The organism is Chitinophaga sp. CB10, assembly GCA_001870995.2.
Taxonomy (GTDB): domain Bacteria; phylum Bacteroidota; class Bacteroidia; order Chitinophagales; family Chitinophagaceae; genus Chitinophaga.
The window spans coordinates 296,853-317,036 of record MLAV02000006.1; the positions used below are offsets into that span (position 1 = coordinate 296,853).

Here is a 20,184-nt window from a genome sequence, read left to right on the forward strand (position 1 = left end):
CCTGTTCAAACTATTTAGTAAAACTGAAGTAAATACAGCGAACAAGTATGAGAAACACTGTACACATTTTCCTGGCAGATGATGATCTGGATGATCAGGTGCTGATGAAGGAAGCCTTTCTGGAAGTTACCGCAGGCGTTACCTTTGAGTTTTTTGATAATGGGAGAGCGCTGATAGACCGGATTCTTGCTGGCGTGTTCGACGTGTACCCTGACCTGATCGTCCTGGATTACAATATGCCTTTGATGAATGGTTTGGATGCCCTGATGGCGCTGCAGCAGCTGCCTGCCTGGAACGATGTGCCCAAGGTCATCTGGAGCACTTCCAGGGCGGAGAAAATGGTGGCCGACTGCCTGGCGCACGGCGCCGCTTCCTATTACCGGAAGCCCAATGATTTTGCGGAATATTGCAGGATCGCTGCCGATATGCTGAGCATGGCGGTGACCAATAAAGTGAAGTAACGCTTCACCGCTGCTGTTATAGAAAATCGCAAATTAAATATTAAATAAGGTGTTGCAACTTGTTGTTCTCCTGCACTACCGGCAACAACAACCGGAACGTTGCGCCTTCACCCGGCACGCCTTCCGCCGTAATACTGCCGCCATGGCGTTGCGCCACCCGCTGGCAAAGCGCCAGCCCCAGCCCGGTACCTTCATATGCATCTTTTGAATTCAGCCTCGTGAACGCAATGAATATTTTTGAGTTGTAAGCCGGCTCAAAACCGATGCCGTTGTCTCTAACGGTAACGGCTACCCATTTTTTATCCGCCAGGTGCTGCTCCGTTGCCGTAATCGTAATTTCCGGCGGCGTATCTTTTTTGGCAAACTTCAGCGAGTTGTAAATCAGGTTGTAAAACACCTGGTACAACAGCACGGAAGCGCCCTGTATCACCGGCAGCGGGCCCACCTGCACCGAAGCGCGCTTGTCGTGCAGGAGTATCTCCATGTCGTCCAGAATATGTTGCAGCACCTCGTTTAAATCCACCGCCGTGATCATCTGTTCGGACGAGCTGGCGGCGGAATAAGCCAGGATGCCGTCTATCATCAGCTGTATGCGGTCGCTGGCATGCTGCACTTTCTGCAGGTAGAACCGGCCCTGTTCGGAAAGCTGGCTGCCGCCATCCTCCTCCAGGCGGGACGACCAGACCTTCACCTTCCGCACCGGCTCCTTCAGGTCATGACTGGTGATGTGCGCAAACTGCAACAGGTCGTCGTTGGAGCGCTGCAGCTCATAGGTACGCTCGCTCACCAGCGTCGAGAGGCGCTGGGTGAACAGCTTGTGTTCCGTCACATCCATCGTCACGCCCACCATCTTCGCCGGTTGCCCGTCCTCGTTATACATGGTATTGCCGGAGGCGATCACATAACGGATGCTGCCATCCGCCTGCCTGACCTGGTATTCGGACCGGTAGGTTTCCCTGTTCCGCACGGCATGCTGCCAGGCCGCGGCCTTCTCTGCGCGATCCGGCTGGTTGAGTATATCCGCCATTTCCTGCTGCCGGTAGCTGGCCGCAGGCGGGAGGCCCAGGTGAAGGCGGCATTGCTCATTGCAGGTGATCTCCATGGTTTGCAGGTCAAACTCGAACGATCCCAGCTGCGCCGCTTCCAGCGCTATTTCCAGCCGCTGCGCATAAGCGGCGTTCACCTGTTCCATCTCCCGCAGCTGCCGGAAGCTTTGTACGCTGCGGGTAGTTTCCGTACATACCACGAGGATGCCGTCTATATTCCCCGTATCGCCGCGGACCGGACTGTAACTGAATGTCCAGTACACGTCCTCGATTTGCCCGTTGCGGTAAATAGGTATCAGCGCATCCTCCTGCTAGGTGGGCCCGCCGCCATCGATCACCTGCCGCATCAGCGGGTAGATGATGGACCATACTTCCGGCCAGCAGTCGACCCCTTTCTGCCCCAGCGCAGTAGGATGCTTGCCCTCCCTGCCCAGGCTGGGCCGGTACGCGTCGTTGTAAAACTGGTAATGCTCCGGTCCCCACCAGAGGAACATCGGAAAGCGGGAATTCAAAATAATACTAACAGTCGTAAGCAGGCTTTGGGGCCAGGTGTCGGGATGGCCAAGCGGGTGATTTTTCCAGTCGTACGCGCGGATCAACGCGCCCATTTCTCCACCACCCTGCAAAAATGTTGTTGCGTCCATAGATAATTCTGACGCTAAATATAGGGTTTATTTACATGCAAGGAAAGAGGCCATGGCCAACAATTCCGCCGATATGTTTTTAACCAATAGTAAGCGAATATTCCCCGCGGCTTTTGAATACTGCGCCTGATTTTTATATTACAGTACAGCTATTAACGTTATGGAAAAAGATTTGCTGAAATCCAGGCAGCACTACGAAGTGCTGGATGGCTTACGGGGTTTGGCCGCGCTGTCGATCGTCGTATTTCACCTCTACGAATTTATCTCGCCCGACTATACGAAAAGTCCGATCGGGCACGGTTACCTGGCCGTGGATTTTTTCTTCTGCCTTTCGGGATTTGTGATCGGATATGCTTATGACGAACGCGCCCCCCAACTCGGACTCAAAACTTTTTTCCGCAACCGGCTGATCCGGCTGCACCCGATGGTTATTTTAGGCAGCGTCCTGGGGTTGCTGGGATACCTGCTGGATCCCTACATCGGGGCCAAATCCGTAGCGGAAGCGGGTTACCTGAAGATCGTCCTCGCTTTCGTATGTTCGTTACTGGTAGTGCCGTTTCCCTGGCTGCCGGGCCGCGGCGGTGGCCTGTTTCCGTACAACACGCCCGTATGGTCCCTGTTCATGGAATACCTTATCAATATTTTTTACGCGCTGGTATTGCTGCGTACTTCCAAACGCTGGCTGCTCGTGATGTTGGGCGTAAGCGCCGTGTGGATTGCCCTGGTGGCGCGGCACAGGGGCTGGATCATCACCGGGTGGGACGGGCCCACCTTCACAGATGGATTTGCCCGGGTTTTCTTTTCCTTCCTGGCGGGGCTGACGGTGTACCGTTTTAACCTCGTGATACGGAACCGGATTCACTTTATTTTCCTGGGAGCCGCGCTGGTGGGCGTTTTCATGTTCCCGCATGTTAACAACGACTGGATCACGGAAATGATCCTCGTGATGGGGGTATTCCCCCTGTTGCTGGCATTGGGCGCTGGAACCGGCGCCAGTGGCCGGGTGCGCAGCTGGTGCGTATTCACGGGGCGGTTATCGTATCCGCTGTACATGACGCACATCTGGATGGTATGGCTCTTTGGGAATTACCTGGCAGCCCGCAAACCGGCGCCCATGGAGATGTACCTGGCTGCCGGCGGAGTGGCGGCAGCATCGATGCTGTTGGGGTATATGTCCCTCAGGTGGTATGACGAACCGGTAAGGGCGTGGCTATCGGCACGCCGCCGCGCGCAGATAGCGCCCGAACGGGCAGAGCGGGCAACAATGGGCTAAATCTTTCCCCTAAAAAAATCTAATTTAATTTTTTATAGAGAAGAGTTAATGCCACCCGGAACGGTTGCCCGTTGCGGGTGGCATTTTTTTCAGGCGGTATGCCATGGCCAAAAGGGTGGCGCTATGCGGCGTTTGCCCCGTAAACGCCCGGCACAAGGCCGCTTAATGCCTGATCTCTTTTCGCATGAAGAGGTAATAGGTTAGCGCGAAAAATACCAGCGTGGCGGCGATGAGCCCTGTTACCTGCGGCCATACGATCATCAGGCTGTTGCCGAACGACAATGGCGCGGGGATGGCGCCCGCCATTTGCTCCATGCTCAAAGGCCCGAGGCTGCGGATGCTGGGCATCAGCAGGGTGGTGGCAGCATCGGTGTAGAGCTGACTGGGCGCCACCCGCAGCAGGGAGAGGATCAGGTTATTGAAAGCGTTTACCTGCGCGGGGTCCAGGTAGGCGGGGTCCGGCAGGATGGCTGCCATCAACATGTTGACGATCAGCTGGTAAAACACCGTGAAGAATAACCAGATGCCGATGGCGGTGAGCGCAGAGGTGGCCGCGTGGCGGAACCTAACGGAAAGGCATATGGCAAGGCTTAGCCAGAAGCCTACGTACACCACGCTGATGACCACGAAAGCCAGGATACGCAAGAGTTCCGCGGCTTCCATGGAGACGCCGGTAATGAGCAGCCCGCCGCCGATCATGAGCAGTACGAGGCTCAGGAACATGGTGCTGACAACCAGCAGCGCCGCATAAAATTTCGCCAGCAGGATGTTATCCCGGTACACCGGCTGTGCGAGCAACCGCATGAGTGTGCCGCTGTTCTGCTCCGAATTGATGGCGTCAAAACCCAGCGCTATGCCGAGCAGGGGCCCGAGGAAGCTGATGAAAATATGAAAGGCGGGCATACCGTTGCCGGCGGTGGTGAGCAATTTCAGATAGACGTACACGTGGTCCGGATCGTTGATCTCCGTCACTACCTTGCGGATGTTGGACAGGGAGATGTACATCGATCCGATGAAGGTGAGTACGATCAGCAGCAACATGGTGATGAAGCGCCAGCTGCGGATATGATCGCCTACTTCCTTGCGCACCATGGTGCGGAACGGCGTGGGCGACTCCGGCGCGGAAAATAATTTATCGATGAATACAGGCATACTCGGCATCAGGCACTAACTTTTTTAGGATTGTTTTCAAAAAATCGCTGGTAGATTTCATCCAGTCCGTATTCTTTCCGTTGTACTCCGGTTACGTTCAAACCCTGGCGGACAAAGAATCGCACGAGGTCCGGCGTAATGTCCGAACTACAGGAAATATCCATCGTATGGCCACTGGCCTGCACCCCGATTACGCCGGGGATGGCCTGTACGGCCGCTTTCAGCCCGTCGCCGGCTGGCAATGCCTCTCTAACGGTAACGGCTACTTCGAAAGATTCCTTACCAAACAGTTCCCCGGAAAGGGTATTGATATCCCCCTGTACCAGCAGCTTTCCTTCCACGAAGATGCCTACGCGGTCGCATATCTGCTGCACGTGGTGCAGGTGGTGGGACGACAGCAGCACCGTTAACCCCTGCTGCCGGCTGAGGCGATGGATGAGTTCCAGGAAGTCGCGGATACCGCTGGGGTCAATGCCCAGGGTAGGCTCGTCGAGGATCATCACTTCCGGCTCGCGGATCAGGAGGTCCGCCAGCCCCAGTCGCTGTTTCATACCGCGGGAGTAGGCGGAGGTTTTTTTATGCAGCGCGTCGCTGAGGCCAACCATTTCCATGGTTTGATGGGCGCGGGCTTCGATTTCTTTTTCGCCGATGCCGTTGAGGCGGCCTATATACTGGAGGTTTTCCAGGGCCGTCAGGTTATCGTAAAAGCCGGCATTGTCCGGCATGTAGCCCACCTTGCGTTTCACGGCAATTGGGTTGCGGGTGGCGTTGATGCCGCAGACGGTAGCCTGGCCGGCGTTCGGATCGGAGAGGCCCAGCATCATCAGGATGGTGGTGGTTTTACCGGCCCCGTTAGGCCCTAATAGTCCAAATATTTCCCCTTTGTTGATGCTGAGATGGAGGTTGTCCACCGCCTTTACCTTACCGTAATATTTGGTCAACCCTTCCAGCTGAATGATGGGATTTTCCATAACGCTTATCTCCTTCCATATTTACGAATCAGGTAATAGATGATGCCCAGCGATAATAAAATAACCAGGATACCTATCCAGCCGGAGAGCAGGGAGGTTTTTACGGTCATACGGAAGGTAGCGGTGCTGGTAGCATCGTTATTTCTTGCGGTGAAGTTGGTCACGTAATCGCCCGCCACGGTTTTATCCGGCACGGAGAGGGTGGCGGTAATATCCTGGGATTGGCCGGCATCCAGGCGTTCAATGCGGGAAGGCTCAAAGGTACCGCTCCATCCAACGGGGGCCTGTGTTTGCAATTCGATGCCGTTCAGCGGGAGGGTGCCGGTATTGCGAACGGTTAAGGTAATTTGTTTTTTCCTGCCTTCGGTCACATCATCGCTGAGGCGGCCGGAAGGGGTGGTCAGTTCCAGCGCGTAGCTGCCTTTTACCACGGCCTGCAGGTCGGCGCGGAGCGTGTCGTTATACGATACGGCCGTTACGGGGATGGTGTATTTACCAGGCTTGGTTTGCGGGCCGGTACTGATTTCGATGGAGAGGTCCATGGTGCGGCCGGAGTCCATCCGGATGCCGGCTACCTGGCTGCCTTCCGCGCGGAAGAGGGCATTCCAGCCTTCCGGCAGCTGGGCATGCAGTTCGTAAATTTTCGTTTGGCCGCTGGCGTTGTTAAGCGTGGCGTTGTAGCGGAACGGCTCTTTGGTGGTAGATTCCAGGTTGATGAGGCGCACGGTCAGGGCTGATTTCCCTTTCTGCGCAAAGGATGGCGTTGCAATGGCGAATAACAGTAATGCAAGCATGCAATTCCTAAAGGAGTAAAAATACGCTGACATAGCAGTAATAATGATGATTGATTAAGCTGTGATGGTTTAAATAATCGATTAATACATATCAGGCATAGCATTCCCGCTGAAATACGGCGTAGTATTTCAAAAGGTCCGTACCGCGGCGTGGACGCTAATTCAATAATGGCTGTGTGGACGGGGGAGGTTGATAGCTGCCGGTGGCCTGCGTTGGCCGGTAATTGTTGGTGGTTGGTAAGGGGAGTGCCTGCCCCGTTTCTTCTCTTGCGCTAAGGTTTAAAAAGTTTGTCATGCTAAATGAAATTGATTCCATAAAAAACAATATCAAGTAGAAAATGTCATATCCGTGGATGTGCTGCTTAGGCAGGCTTACCGCCGGCAATGAAATCTGACAATTATTATGGCGAAAAGTTAAAGATACAAATGTTATAGTAATGTTAAAACAGCGGCGCTTCGGCAATGGCGGGAAGCCCTGCCAGCGGGCTTCTCCCGGTTAGCCGATGGATTTCTGCATCATAATATCCACCTGTACTTCATTTCCCAGGACGAATTTATGCTGGTCGAAGGCCACGAAACCGTTCTTTTCGTAGAAGCGGATGGCCCTGGGATTTTCCTCCCAAACGCCCAGCCATACACGGGATTTCTGAAGTGAGCGGGCTACTTCCATGGCTTTTTCATACAGTAGTTGTCCTACCTTTTTGCCGTGGTAAGCCTGGCGTACGTAGATGCGTTCTATTTCGATGGTCTCCGGCGTTTTCAGCTCCGTTTGTGCGTTGCCGGTATTGAGCTTCAGGTAGCCGACGGGCGTATCGTTTTCCCAGGCCATGAAAAAGTGCGATTCTGGATTGCTGATTTCCGCAGCCACGGCGGGTTTGTTGAAATGCTGATCCAGGTACTGCTGCATGTCCGCCTCGGAATTGCTGGCAGCAAAGGTTTCAAAAAACGTCTCGCGGCCCAGTTGGGCGAGGGTGGCGGCCTGGTCGATGGTTACTTTATGGATGGCGATGTCTTGCATGGTGGTGCTGTTGGAAATGCGATAATACTAAATTTTGGATAGAAAAAGCCGGTAGCTCCTGCCACCGGCTTTATGTGAACGGGCTTGCTGTTGGATTTTATTTCACCGTTGCCTGGAATGGGGAGGCCGGTAATTTAGCGCTGTTGACCAGGTTAGGATTCACGGGGTTGTCGGACCAGGCATAGCGAACGAATTTGGGAGCCGCCACCTGGTCGTTCCAGACCACCACTTTATCCCCTTCAATTTTCGCCGTGGCCCAGACGAACTTTTTATCCGCCCCGGCAATTTCGAAGGTTTCCGGCGCGTCGCCATCGGCGGTGCCGAGGCCATCGCCGGTAGCGGTGAAGTGCAGGGTTACCTTATTGCCACTGGCTTCGGCGGATTTATACAGTGGTCCGGAAGCGAGGATGTTTTCGTGGTAGGCCAGTTTCCTTGCGAGGAGGGCCAGCCGTTCGCCTACCGCCTTTTTATTGTCCGGGTGGATATCGTTCCACTCGCCCAGGTCGATGGCGACGGCCATGGCCGTATTGGGCTCCGCCAGCGTTTGCAGCTGCGCTTCCCGCAGGGCGGCCCAGTTACTTTCCGATGGGAGGTAGTTATAATCCATGAAGCCGGGGAGTTGCACAAAGAGGAAGGGCAGCGCAGGCTGCTGCCACTTGGCCCGCCAGTCGCGTATCAGGGCCGTCATCAATTTCGTATAGGCGTTCGGGTGAAAAGTATCCGCTTCGCCCTGGTACCAGCAGATGCCTTTGATGGCGTAATTGATTTCCGGCGCTACCATGGCGTTGTACAGGGCGGAAGGCTGCATGATGGCCTGTAGCGGGGGCTTGGGCGCATCCGGGGACGGCGGCGGGAAGACGGCGCCCACCTGGTATTGCCAGTAGCCTTTCAGGTCGATGGTATCATTGCCGGCGAAAATGTAATATGGTTTGTCCGGCACAAAGCCGCCTTTGCCGCTGAAGTTGGACACGCGGATCACAAAGCGGTTGCGGCCCGCTTTCAGCACGTTCGCCGGTACGGGGTAACGGCGTTGCGGGTATTGGTAGGTGGTGTTGCCGATCCTTGCGCCGTTGATGTAGAGTTCATCCGCATCGGTAATGCGCCCGAGGAAGACTTTCGCGGCTTTGCCGGCCATGCTTTCCGGGATGACGATATCCCTGAAATACCACACCACGCCGTCGAGGTTGCGCAGGCCCTGATCCTCCCAGTAGCCGGGGATGTTGATGGTACGGGCTTTTTTAGGCTGGTAGTCAGGGCTGAACCATTTCAGCGGGCCCGTCATGCCTGCATCCGCGGGCTGGGGTGCGGGGGGCGCTGGTTTTACCCTTTTACTGCTGTCCTTATTATTGGCGATGGCTGATTGCCGTTCCGGGAAGCCGGCGAGTCCTTCCGCGCTGGTCCAGGCATCCGCGGGGGTACCGCCAACGCTGGCGTTAATGATGCCGATAGGAATTTTATACTGCGCATGCAGTTGTTTGGCGAAGAAGTAGGCCACGGCGGAGAATTGACGGATATCGTTTGTAGTGGCGGGCTTCCAGGAACCTCCGGGGAGGTCTGTTTGCGGGCCGTAGAGGTCTGCGCCCATGGGCACGAGGAACTGGCGTATCTCCGGAAGGTGGGCGTTCGCAATTTCGTCCGCATAGGTCACATCATGCACATTCAGCTGATGCACCATGTTGGACTGTCCGCTGCAAAACCATACATCGCCAAACAGGACATCCCGCAGGCTGATATGGTTACTGGCGGAGATGTCGATATTATAAGGCCCTCCGGCGGGAGTAGCCGGCAGTTGCTGCTGCCAGCGGCCCTGGGCGTCCGCTTTGGCGCGGTATGTTTTGCCTTTGAACCGGATGCTGATCTTTTCGTTGGCGGCGGCAGTGCCCCATAATTTCACGGGTTGGTCCCGCTGGAGGATCATACTGTCCTGCAGCAAACGGGGGAGTTTCACCTGTGCGGATAGCGCGCCGGCGAGGAAGAGGAAAGAAGGTATTACAATGAGTTTTTTCATGGTAAGAATTTAATTGGTCTTAAATGCCCGGCGCGTAAGGGAAGCGGAGGCTTTTGTAATATTCCAGCGTGGCTGCGGGCCGTTCATAGCCGGCAGGGATAGGCAGGCGGCTGAATGTCTGGAAATACAGCAGGCAGGCGTTGCGCCACCAGATGGCTTCCTTGTGCTGGATGCCCAGGAGCATGGCTACTTCGCGGAAGCGCTGCTGATCGACGTAGGGTTGCAATTTATTCCAGGTCTGTTGCATGGCGGCGGTGCGGGCAGCGCCGGTATAGTACTGGTAGCAGAGTTCATCCCAGAGGGTACGGCCGCTGCGCATGCGGTACTGCCAGGGCGCATGGTGGAACCAGAGGAGGTACGCGTCCGGGCAGGCGCGGAGGTCTTCCCACTGCTCCCGGGCCTTAGGCAGGTATTGGGCGAGGGCGTTGCTGCCGGTGGCGGTGCGGTCAAAGCCGATGCCGACGGAATCCGCCTTGTGGTAGTACACGGGGTTCCATTCCGGGCGGGCCTGGTTATCGACCCAGGGCGCGGGGCCGTAATGGTGGCCGGTGCCCATGATATGGTGCAGGCCCAGCGGGTTGGTGGATTGCACGTATATCTCCCGGCTGCGCAGCATCATGGCTGCGGCGGTATCCACAAAATGCGCATCGTTGGTGAAGGTCATGCGCAGCCATTCGTTGGCGATAGCGGCGCTGCTGAGGGAGTGGTCCCATGCGAGGCGGCCGAGCGCGTACCAGTTGGCCTGCGCAAAGGGATGGCCGCACCAGTTGATATCGTTGCCGATGTTGGCTACGCCGGCCATGCCGGTGAGGGTATCATGACTGCGCGTGCCATCGATCACCTGCGCCACCGTATAGCCGTTACCGGTATTGCTTTCCAATACTTCCTTATATAACGGCGCCAGGTACACGAGGTTGGTGGCCTGGCCCAGGTATTCCTGCGTGACCTGGAATTCCATCATCAGCGGGGTGTGGGGCATAGCGCCAAACAGCGGGTGGAAGGGCTCCCGCGGCATGAAGTCGATAGCGCCGTTCTTCACCTGCAGCATTACATTTTTGCGGAAGCGGCCATCCAGCGGGGTGAATTCATCGTAGGCCTGGGTATGGCGGTCCAGCGGGTTGGTATGGCTGTAAACGAAAGCCCGCCAGATAACGATGCCGTTAAAGGGCGCTACCGCGTCCGCCAGCATGTTGGCGCCATCCGCATGGGTGCGGTGGTAGTCCTGCGGGCCGGGCTGGCCTTCGCTGTTGGCCTTTACGAGGAAGCCGCCGAAGTCTGGAATGTATTGATAGATCTCTTTTACTTTTTGCTGCCACCATTGTTGCACGCCGGGGTCCAGCGGATCGGCGGTTTTGAGTCCGCCTATTTCCAGCGGGGCGCTGAAGCGCGCGGTGAGGTACACGCGTATGCCATAGGGGCGGAATACATCCGCGAGCGCTTTCACTTTTTCCAGGTAGGGCGCGGTGAGCATGGTGGCGTTGGCGTTTACGTTGGTGAGGACGGCGCCGTTGATGCCGATGCTGGCGTTGGCCCTGGCGTAGTCGATATACCGCGGATCGATATAATCCGGGAGGGTGTGCCAGTTCCAGATGGAGAAGCCGGCATAGCCCCGTTCTACGGTGCGGTTCAGGTTATCCCAGTGGTTGAGCATGCGCAGGCGGATGCGCGGCGCTGATACGATGTGGAGGGATGCGATGGGTTGCTCCGTTTGCAGGAGGCGCAACAGGTGGAAGGCGCCGTATAGCACGCCGATGTCCGTATTGGCGGCGATGACGGTGCAGGGTTGCCCGTTGATGTTTTGCGTGGAGAGGACGAATCCTTCGTTGCCGGCTTTTGCCAGTCCGGCAGTGATGGCGGCGTTGCGGAGCAGCGGCTGCTGTTGGGGCGTGCCGGCAATGAGCGCGCCGGCGCGGGGCGCGGCGGTCAGCGGGATGTTGGCGCCCAGCAAGCCTGACAAGCCTTGCTGCAGTTCCTGCCGCACGATATCCATCGTGGGGGAGTTGCCCGGCGCTACGATGGCGTGCAGGCGTTGCTGATAGGACTGCAGGAGGGCTTTGTTGCTTACCTTTTTGTACCGGAGCCAGAGGTCGTACCCGTTTTCGGCGAAGGCGGTCAGGCAGGGTAATAGCAAGAGTAAAAACGTGAGTTTTCTCATTTGAAATAGATTTTCTCTTCCCGCGTGAGGCGTCAAGGAGCCGGTCCTTTGCAGCACTGCGGGAATACAGCCTGGCGCTGTGGTTCATAACGTGATATAATCGACTAATTTACGCAATCGGTTGCGTTTATTTTAAAAAATTTTTACGGTTGGAGGAGTTTTCAGGAAGCGCCCCGTTTCAGCGAAGAGGCGCGGATAATAAGGTCCGCCCTTAGCGTAATGGCATTGGTATCATACAACGCGCTGGTGCCTTTCAGGTGATTGATCAGGTGGGAAACAGCAGTATGGCCGACGGCTTCGCCGGAGTAGTTCATAGTGGTGAGGTTGGGTGCGATCACTTTGCTGATGGGATCATTGTTGAACCCCGCGAAGGCAATATCTTCCGGAATCCGCAGCCCGGCGGCCTGCAGGGCGAGCATGCAATACACGGCGGCGGTATCATTGGCGGAGAATACGGCATCCGGCCGTTGCGCCGGCGGCAGTTCCAGGATGTAGCGGGCGGCTTCCGCGCCGGCTTGTTCGGAGAGGTTGCTGACCAGGTGCAGGGATGCGGAGAAAGGCAGCCGGTGCTCTTTCAGTGCTTTTTTATAACCCCTGAACCGCTCCGCATAGACATTCCGCAGCAGGTTGCCGCCCAGGTGCAGGATGCGTTTGCAGCCCTGCGCGATGAGGTGTTGGGTGATCTGGTAAGCAGCGTCGTAATTATCGATACCTACGGCGGTGCTTTCCGCGTGAGGATGCACCCGGTCGAAAAACACGACGGGGATTTTCCTTTTGAAGAAAGGTTCCAGGTGCGCGATATCTGTTGCGTTTGCAGAAAGGGAGATGAGGAGGCCGTCCACTCTTTTGTTGTACATGGTCAGCACATTGCGCTTTTCCTTTTCTACCTCTTCGAGGGATTGGGCAATGATCAGATTGTAGCCGTGGGCGTTGGCGGCATTTTCCATACCGGCCAGCGCAGAGGACATGAAATGACTGTTGAGCCGTGGTACGAGTACCCCGAGCGTATGCGTTTGCCGGCTACGCAGGCTGCTGGCAAACGTATTGGACTGATAGCCGAGCAGGTTGGCTGCGTCGGATATCTTCTTGCGGGTCTGCTTGCTGATCATGGGATTGTTTTTAAGCCCCCGGCTTACCGTAGCAGCAGATATGTTCAGGTACTTCGCAATGTCATAAATCGTTACTTCCCGGTCTTCCTGCATAATCATTCAGCTTGTGGATCAAAGAAAATTAAAATTTTCTGAAATAAAAAATGCAATCGGTTACGTTTGGATCAGCAGGATGGTGCAGGACAGTAAATTTCGAACACCGTACTATATTAAACTATCAATCATCATCACCGGCTATTTATAACCACTCTTAAACCGATATTTTCCTGAGCCTATAGGAAGAGAGCAATACCCTATAGTTAATACCGGCGGCATCCCGGTACCGCATTTCACGTGATAGTATAGTTATCTGCATCGTTAGTAATTATTTGAAAAACTTTATTGTAAATTCCATGAAACAATTCCACACTTTGAAGCGGGGATACCTGCCGCTATTTACCTTGCTATTGTTTATTTTTTCCAGGGTACCCCTATATGCGCAAACGCTGGCTTTCCCCGGTGCGGAAGGCTTTGGGCGCTTTGCTACCGGCGGCCGCTATGGCTCGGTGTACCATGTGACCAACCTGAATAACAGCGGCCCGGGCTCCCTGAGGGATGCCGTCAGCGCGCCAAACAGGATCGTCGTCTTTGATGTGGCGGGGGTGATCCGCATCACCTCGCGCATGGTGGTATCGCCCAATATTTATATTGCCGGGCAAACGGCCCCGGGAGAGGGCATTACCGTGTACGGCAACGGCTGGAGCTTTTCCGGCGCGAATAATACCATCTGCCGTTACCTGCGCATCCGCATGGGCATCGTGGGGGATGACGGCAAGGATGCCAACGGCCTGGCGGATGGCCATGATATTATATTTGACCATTGCTCTGTTTCCTGGGGAAGGGATGAAAACTTTTCCATTAACAGTACCACGGGCAAGAATATCACGATCCAAAATACCATCATCTCGCAGGGCTTGCTCACGCACTCGGCCGGCGGCCTGATACAGGCGGATAGCATTACGCTGTACCGGAACCTGTATGTGGACAATGGCACGCGTAATAATAAGATCAAAGGCATCAACCAGTATGTCAACAACATCGTGTACAACTGGAAGGACGGGGCGTATATTATGGGGGGCGAATCCGAAGGGCAGTCCTACGCCAATGCCGTGAACAACTGCTTTATACAGGGCCCTTCCAAAGCCGTACCGCCGTTTAACCTCGGCAACCTGAACTACCATATCTATGCGGCGGGAAATATATTCGACAGCAGCCGTAACGGGATCTTTGACCCCTATGTCATTCCCCCGGGGCAGTACGTAGGGCCGCCGGATTTCCAGGCCAGTCCGTATCCTTATCCCAGCCTGCCCACGGAGCCGGCGGACGCGCTGGTGCATACACTGCTGCCCACGGTGGGGGCCAGCTTGCCGTACCGCGACTATGCCGATTACTATGTAGTGAATGAAGTGAAGTCCTTTGGGAAGAGGGGCGAGCTGATTGCCAATGAAAACTCCCTGCCTTTCGGCGCGCCCACATCCTGGGCATTGTGGGCCGGCGCCCCGCGTACGGATACGGATAACGACGGTATGCCGGACGCCTGGGAAACAGCCAACGGTACCAACCCCGCTGTGGACGATGCGATGATCATTACCGGCAACGGCTATACGAATATTGAAAATTATATCAACGGCATTACGGGCAGCCACTCCCAGCCTTACCTGCGCGCGCCTATGAAGCTGAAGCAGGACTCTGCCACCCAGTCCGCCATTTACCTCTCCTGGCTGGATTATACCGAACAGGAATCCGGCTATAGGGTCGAAAGAATGGTCAACGGCGTGTGGACGCAGATCGGCAGCACGGGCATCAACGAAAACTATTTTGCCGTAACCGGCCTGCAGCCGGAAGAGGCGGATACCTTCCGCGTGAAAGCGTTCAATGCCGGCGGGGAATCCGGTTACTCCAACGAGTTTATTGGTAAAGCCAAGCCGGTGGAAGTGCCGGTGCTGAACCCGGCTACGTTCAGGCCAGCGTTGAGCTGGACGGGAGCCATCAGCCAGGACTGGGACCTCGTCAGCAAAAACTGGGCGGATAGCGCCCACACGCCTGCGGTGTTTACCGATAGTAGTTCGGTTTCCTTCGGAGAAGCTAATGCTGCAGGGGGCGCCATCAACGTCACGGGACAAATGGTAGCGGGGGACATGCTCGTGAACAGTAATGCCGATTATACTTTTTCCGGCTCCGGGACGATTGCGGGTAACAAGTCCGTAAACAAAGCCGGCAGCGGCGTGCTATCCTTACTCACTAAAAATACCTATACCGGCGCTACCGTGATTCACAGCGGTACCATTGCGTTGAATACCCTCGCCAATGGCGGTGCGCCCAGCTCCATCGGCGCATCGGCAAACTATGGCTTTAACTGGGTATGGAAAGGCGGGGCATGGCTTTATACCGGGCCCAGCGTGAGTACAGACCGCAACGCCGTGCTGGATAACAGTACGGAATTCAACGTCGGCAACTCCGGCAGCGTGGTAACGTTTACGGGTACACTGAGCGGGGACGGTGGGCTGATCAAGTCAGGCCCGGGTAAGCTGGTGCTGAAAAACGCAAATCCCTATGCCGGCGAAACAGTGATCAGAGGCGGCGTACTGGAGGTCAACCCCGTCAGCAGCGCTACCATGGAAGGAGATATCATTGACAACAACCGGGGCATCGGCACTTCGCAGGTGTTGCGCCTGCATGGCGGCACTTACCGCACCGCCAACGGCAGCAACACGATGTACGAAAACTACCCCTTACAGCTATACGTAGACGATAGTACGGTGAATGGTTTTGAGCCGAACCGCCTCGCGAATTTATCCATGACGGTGCATGGCGGCGGTACATTGAATTATACCATTCCTTATTTGCGGGAAATCATCCAGGGGGATTGGAGCGACTTCACCGGCACGCTGGTGGCCAACGGCGTGAATACGGATGACACCTATAGCTTACTGGCGCTGGATAACAACGCGGGCTTCCCTAACAACCGGGTCATCCTTACGGGGAACACGAAGATGGCGGCATACAGCAACAGTAAGATCTTTTCCATTGGCGGGTTATCTGGTAATGCCGGAACATTTCTTTCTACCGGAGGTACAAAAACCCCCAGCTTTGGCAATGGATATACGACGTATATAGTAGGCGGCGCCGGTACTGACGAGACTTTCAACGGCGTGATCAACAACCACCTGTACGGCTATGCGTCCGAAGGCAGCGGCACTACGACCATTGTTAAAACCGGCGCGGGCATATGGCGGCTCACCGGTAACAATACCTACGCCGGCACGACGACCGTGGAGGCGGGAAAGCTCGTCGTAAACGGGAATCACAGCGGTACCGGGCTGGTGACCGTCAACGAAGGCGCTACGCTGGCCGGTAAAGGTTCGCTTGCCGCTCCCGTAACGGTGGCCGGTACGCTGGAACCGGGCGATAGCTCCATTGGCATGATCACGCTGAAGGATAACCTGCAATTGCAGGGCAGCGCGATCACCTCCATCGATATCAACAAAAACAGCAGCACGTTTGATGTGGTGTCCGTGACGAAGGAAATCGTTTATGCGGGCACGTTAAAAATCAACTTTACAGGCACGCCGGCGTCCGGGGATAAATTCAGGATTTTTATGGCCGGCGGCGCGGTGCAGGGCACGATTACGCAGTTTGAGCCGGCGGTTCCGGGGCCCGGGCTGCTCTGGGTTTTCAAACCGGCGACGGGCGAACTGGCGGTGCAAAACCTGCACTTCGTGGAAGCGCCTGACGGGCTGACGCTGAATGCCCCTGTGGCCGGGCCGGGCCAGGCCAATACCGTTACCTGCACCTGGGCGGATCATTCCGACAATGAAGATTATTTCATCCTGGAAAGAAGTACGGACAATGCGACGTTTACGGACATAGCCCATCCTGCGGCCAATGCCACCGTGTATGAGGATGGCGGCTTGCAGGCCGGTGTGAAATACTACTACCGGATTAAGGCGCATGGTCCGCTGAGCGAATCCGTGTACAGCGCTGTGGCCTCGGTAATCACGCCGGCGGCGGGCACGCTGCCAACCGTTACCAACACGCCTTCCCCGGCCAATAACGCCGGGAATGTGTTCGTCAATAATGAAGGATTCCGGTTTAGCTGGAAAGGCGATTATGCGGACAGTTATGAAGTGTACCTAGGCACGGATACGGCCAGTATGGTGAAAGCAGGCGAAACGCCCGCGGGAACAGCGGTTTATACGCCGGGAAGCCTGCAGCCCAATACCACTTATTACTGGCGCGTGGATGCCAAAAACAGCAACGGCGCTACTACCGGTACTACCTGGCGTTTCACGAGCGCGAATATTCCGGCAACGGTAACGGGGGACTACCGGACCGCCGCCAGCGGCAACTGGGGCAGTTCCACCGTGTCCACCGCGATCTGGGAGAAATTTGATGGCAGCAGCTGGACCAGCACCACCGTGCCGCCAGGCGGCGCTACCCCAACGGTGACCATCCGTACGGGGCATACCGTAGCCTTAAACGCTACCACGGCGGTGAATAACCTGGTGGTGGAAAGCGGCGGTACATTGATTTCAGGCGCCAGCGACGGGGGCAGCGGCACACCCGCCAACCGCAACCTGCGGGTGATCAGCAGCGTGAATAACTTTGGTACGGTGGGGTCCAGCGCGACGGCCGCCAACCGGGTGAACTTTGAAGGCTACCGGGCAAGCGGAACAGTGTACCTGACGGGAACCAGCACCTATTACCTGAATACCTTCACTGTAAATGCCATGGCCCAAAAGATGGAAGTAGTGATAGACGCCAACCTGAATATCTCCGGTTATTTGCGCCCGAACTATTCCACCGCTACGACGCTGCCCTGGACAACGGACCCGCAGAACGACGATGATATCTCCATTACCATCAACGAAGGGAAAACCGTTACCATGGGCTCTTCCGCGTACCTGATGGCCTCCAGTTCCCCTACGACGAATACCATCGGGGAATTCGGCAATTATACCTTCAACATCAACGGTACGCTGGATATGCGCGCCACCGGCACTTCCTGCGTGGTGGGGCATGCGGCCTTACCGGGTACCATTACCATTAATACCAACGGGAAATGGCTGACGGGAAATGCCATCCGTTTCATTACCTCCGCTACCACTGCGCCGGCGGGGAAAGTGGCGCTGAACATCGGCGGGAATGGCGTGGTGGATGCCGGCGCGAGGACCATCGGTTCCAGCAATACGGCAACGAATATTGTATCGGCGAACAACAATTTTGGCCAGGTGGTATTCTTTAACATGGCCCCGGGCGGACAGCTGAAAACCAAGGTTGCGACCAGCTCGGTGACATATTACGTGGGCTCGGATAATGTGTACAGTCCGGTTAAACTGACGAATACGGGTACGGCCGATATCATCAGCGTGGGCGTACAATCCGCCGCAGGGCTGCCTTTGGCGGATACTTCCCGCGTGGTGAATAAAGCCTATACCATCCTGCCCGCTACGGCCAATGCAGCAAACCTCGCTATCAGCCTGGGTTGGCTGCCGGCGAGCCAGGGCGGCAACATGAGCAGCAGCGCGGCGCTGGTGCAGGGCAGGTATGAAAACAATGGCTGGGTTGAAACCCCGGCCACCCTCTCCGGCGGCGGTACGGCCACCAATCCCTACTATACTAACGCCGGCGGTTATACGCAGTTTGGAACTTTTGTGACAGGGCAGGCTGGCGCTGTAAAAGATATGGAGCCGCCGGTAGCCCGTGCGAAAAATATAGCGGTGACGCTTGGTCTGGATGGCAAAGCAACGATTACCGCCGACCAGGTGGACGATGGTTCTGCCGATAATATGGGCGCGGTTACGCTGAGCGTATATCCGTCCACGTTTACCACGGCGCAGGCGGGAACGGATACCGTTACGCTGACTGTAACAGATGCCGCCGGCAATACGGCTACCGCCAAAGCGCTGGTGACGGTGAACAGGCGTGCCGCCGTGGTGGCTTACACGGGCGACAGCGCCGTGCAGTATTCCGATCAGCAGCAGCTGGCGGCCACGCTGAAGGATGCAGTTACGGGAACGGCCCTGGCAGGCCGTGATATCCGGTTTGCGCTGGGGAACCAGTTTGTAAATGCCTCTACCGGTGCGGACGGAACAGTACGTACAGCCATGGCCGTTATGCAGGATCCGGCGTTGCCGCAGGTATTGGCGACTGCCTTCGCAGGGGATTCCCTGTTCCTGCCGGCGGCGGACTCCACTGCGTTTACCGTACTGCCGGAAGATGCAACGGTTAGTTATGATGGCGCATATTATGCAGGTACAGGCGCCGGCACGGCGGGGACGGTAACCTTGTCAGCCACTATCCGCGATGCTGCGGATTCCTCCGCCGGCGACATCAGCCGGGCGCAGGTGAGCTTTGTGGATCGTGTAACCAATACCGTTATAGCCACTGTTCCAGTAACGCTGGTAAATGCGGGCGACAGCCGGGTAGGTAAGGCTACCTATCACTGGCAGGTGGACCTGGGCAACAGCAATGCGAAGGAATACACTATCGGCGTAGTGGCGGGAGGTTTCTACCAGAGGAATAGCGCTGCGGAAAATACGATCGTCACTGTTGCCAAACCGCTGGCGGCGTTTGTGAGCGGGGGCGGTTACCTGTTGCTGAACCGCGCCGGTGGCCAAAAGGCAGGGGATATAGGCAGTCAGCATCATTTTGGTTTCCAGGTGAAATACAACCATAATACCCGCAGCCTGGAAGGCAGCTACAGTGCGCTGATCCGCAGGACGGAGGCGGATGGGTTGCATGTGTACCAGGTAAAAGGCAATGCGCCTTACCTGTTTACCGCCCTCCCGGCCATCGGGCTGCTGCCGGCGACGGCCACATTCAAAGGAAAGGCCAGCATTGTGGACATTACCGATCCGCAGGCGCCGGTGATGATAGCGCCCACGGCCACCATGCTCGTGGATATGACGGACCGCAGCGAGGACGGAACGGGCGATGCGATTGGCATTACCGTGCGGGATAGTCGCGGTAGCCTGTGGTTTGCCAGCAACTGGCTTACCCTGCTGAATGCCCAACAAAACCTGGCAGGAGGCAATGTGAAGGTGAACAGCGGCTTATCCCAGGTGCATGCCCTCATTCACTCGCTGTTAAGCGACGTGGATGAAGATGATAGCGCCGCGGGCGGTAAGCAGGACGGCGCGCTGCGGGTAACGCTGGCGCCGAACCCCGCTGCTACTTTCACGAACGTGATGGTACATGCTGCGCCGGATAAAGGCAGGGTGTATATTAAAGTGTTTGATGTGTACGGGAAACTGGTGGAATCGAGGGAGGTAATGCCTACCGGCCCTGCTATAAAGATTGGCAGTAATTATAATGCCGGTGTGTATGTGGTGGTGGTGAACCAGGGGAATGTGCAGCAGACGGTGAAGCTGGTGAAGCAGTAGCCGGATGAATAAAAAGAAAAGGCCGCTCCGTTTGAAGTGCCCCCAAAAAGTTAGACACTTTTGGGGGCATTTTTTATGGATAAAAGAGTCAGATACAGTTATCAGCAGAAACTGTCCATTGTCAAGGCC

The 20,184-nt window shown here is 56.1% G+C and carries 12 protein-coding genes; 3 read left to right on the plus strand and 9 right to left on the minus strand.

Annotated elements, in window-relative coordinates:
* The first annotated feature begins 47 nt into the window (after window positions 1-47).
* Entirely contained in the window at window positions 48-461 is a 414-nt protein-coding gene (locus BOC67_RS11285; RefSeq protein WP_291910318.1) for a response regulator, read from the plus strand.
* A gap of 40 nt (window positions 462-501) precedes the next feature.
* Here BOC67_RS11285 and BOC67_RS11290 read toward each other — a convergent pair whose 3' ends face one another.
* On the minus strand, window positions 502-1,770 hold the full coding sequence (locus BOC67_RS11290; RefSeq protein WP_291910319.1) for an ATP-binding protein: 1,269 nt from the start codon (window positions 1,768-1,770) through the stop codon (window positions 502-504).
* 48 nt (window positions 1,771-1,818) lie between these two features.
* Window positions 1,819-2,151 carry a hypothetical protein gene (locus BOC67_RS11295; protein ID WP_291910320.1) on the minus strand — a complete coding sequence of 111 codons (333 nt, stop codon included), beginning with the start codon at window positions 2,149-2,151 and terminating at the stop codon, window positions 1,819-1,821.
* A gap of 160 nt (window positions 2,152-2,311) precedes the next feature.
* On the opposite strand from BOC67_RS11295, the gene BOC67_RS11300 reads away from it, so the two are divergent.
* Window positions 2,312-3,424 (plus strand): acyltransferase, encoded by a 1,113-nt coding sequence (locus tag BOC67_RS11300; protein ID WP_291910322.1) that lies wholly within the window; start codon window positions 2,312-2,314, stop codon window positions 3,422-3,424.
* 162 nt (window positions 3,425-3,586) lie between these two features.
* Here BOC67_RS11300 and BOC67_RS11305 read toward each other — a convergent pair whose 3' ends face one another.
* The 7 genes from BOC67_RS11305 to BOC67_RS11335 form a co-directional block, all read right to left on the minus strand.
* Window positions 3,587-4,585: an ABC transporter permease subunit gene (locus BOC67_RS11305; protein ID WP_291910323.1), complete on the minus strand. Its 999-nt coding sequence runs from the start codon at window positions 4,583-4,585 to the stop codon at window positions 3,587-3,589.
* On the minus strand, window positions 4,585-5,547 hold the full coding sequence (locus BOC67_RS11310; protein WP_291910324.1) for an ABC transporter ATP-binding protein: 963 nt from the start codon (window positions 5,545-5,547) through the stop codon (window positions 4,585-4,587). The genes BOC67_RS11305 and BOC67_RS11310 overlap by 1 nt, the downstream gene beginning before the upstream one ends.
* Window positions 5,548-5,552: 5 nt before the next feature.
* A complete protein-coding gene (locus tag BOC67_RS11315) occupies window positions 5,553-6,341 on the minus strand; it encodes an NEW3 domain-containing protein (protein WP_291910325.1) in 789 nt (262 codons plus the stop codon).
* A gap of 496 nt (window positions 6,342-6,837) precedes the next feature.
* A complete protein-coding gene (locus BOC67_RS11320) occupies window positions 6,838-7,359 on the minus strand; it encodes a GNAT family N-acetyltransferase (RefSeq protein WP_291910327.1) in 522 nt (173 codons plus the stop codon).
* A gap of 97 nt (window positions 7,360-7,456) precedes the next feature.
* A complete protein-coding gene (locus tag BOC67_RS11325) occupies window positions 7,457-9,367 on the minus strand; it encodes a sialate O-acetylesterase (protein ID WP_291910329.1) in 1,911 nt (636 codons plus the stop codon).
* A gap of 19 nt (window positions 9,368-9,386) precedes the next feature.
* On the minus strand, window positions 9,387-11,522 hold the full coding sequence (locus BOC67_RS11330) for an alpha-glucuronidase family glycosyl hydrolase (RefSeq protein ID WP_291910331.1): 2,136 nt from the start codon (window positions 11,520-11,522) through the stop codon (window positions 9,387-9,389).
* Window positions 11,523-11,683: 161 nt separating this feature from the next.
* The gene (locus BOC67_RS11335; protein ID WP_291910332.1) at window positions 11,684-12,730 is read right to left on the minus strand and encodes a LacI family DNA-binding transcriptional regulator; all 1,047 of its coding nucleotides are present in this window, start codon (window positions 12,728-12,730) and stop codon (window positions 11,684-11,686) included.
* A 293-nt stretch (window positions 12,731-13,023) separates the two neighbouring features.
* Here BOC67_RS11335 and BOC67_RS11340 point away from each other — a divergent pair, with 293 nt between their 5' ends.
* Window positions 13,024-20,055, plus strand: a complete 7,032-nt coding sequence (locus BOC67_RS11340) for an autotransporter-associated beta strand repeat-containing protein (protein ID WP_291910333.1) — start codon at window positions 13,024-13,026, stop codon at window positions 20,053-20,055.
* The last annotated feature ends 129 nt before the right edge of the window (window positions 20,056-20,184 follow it).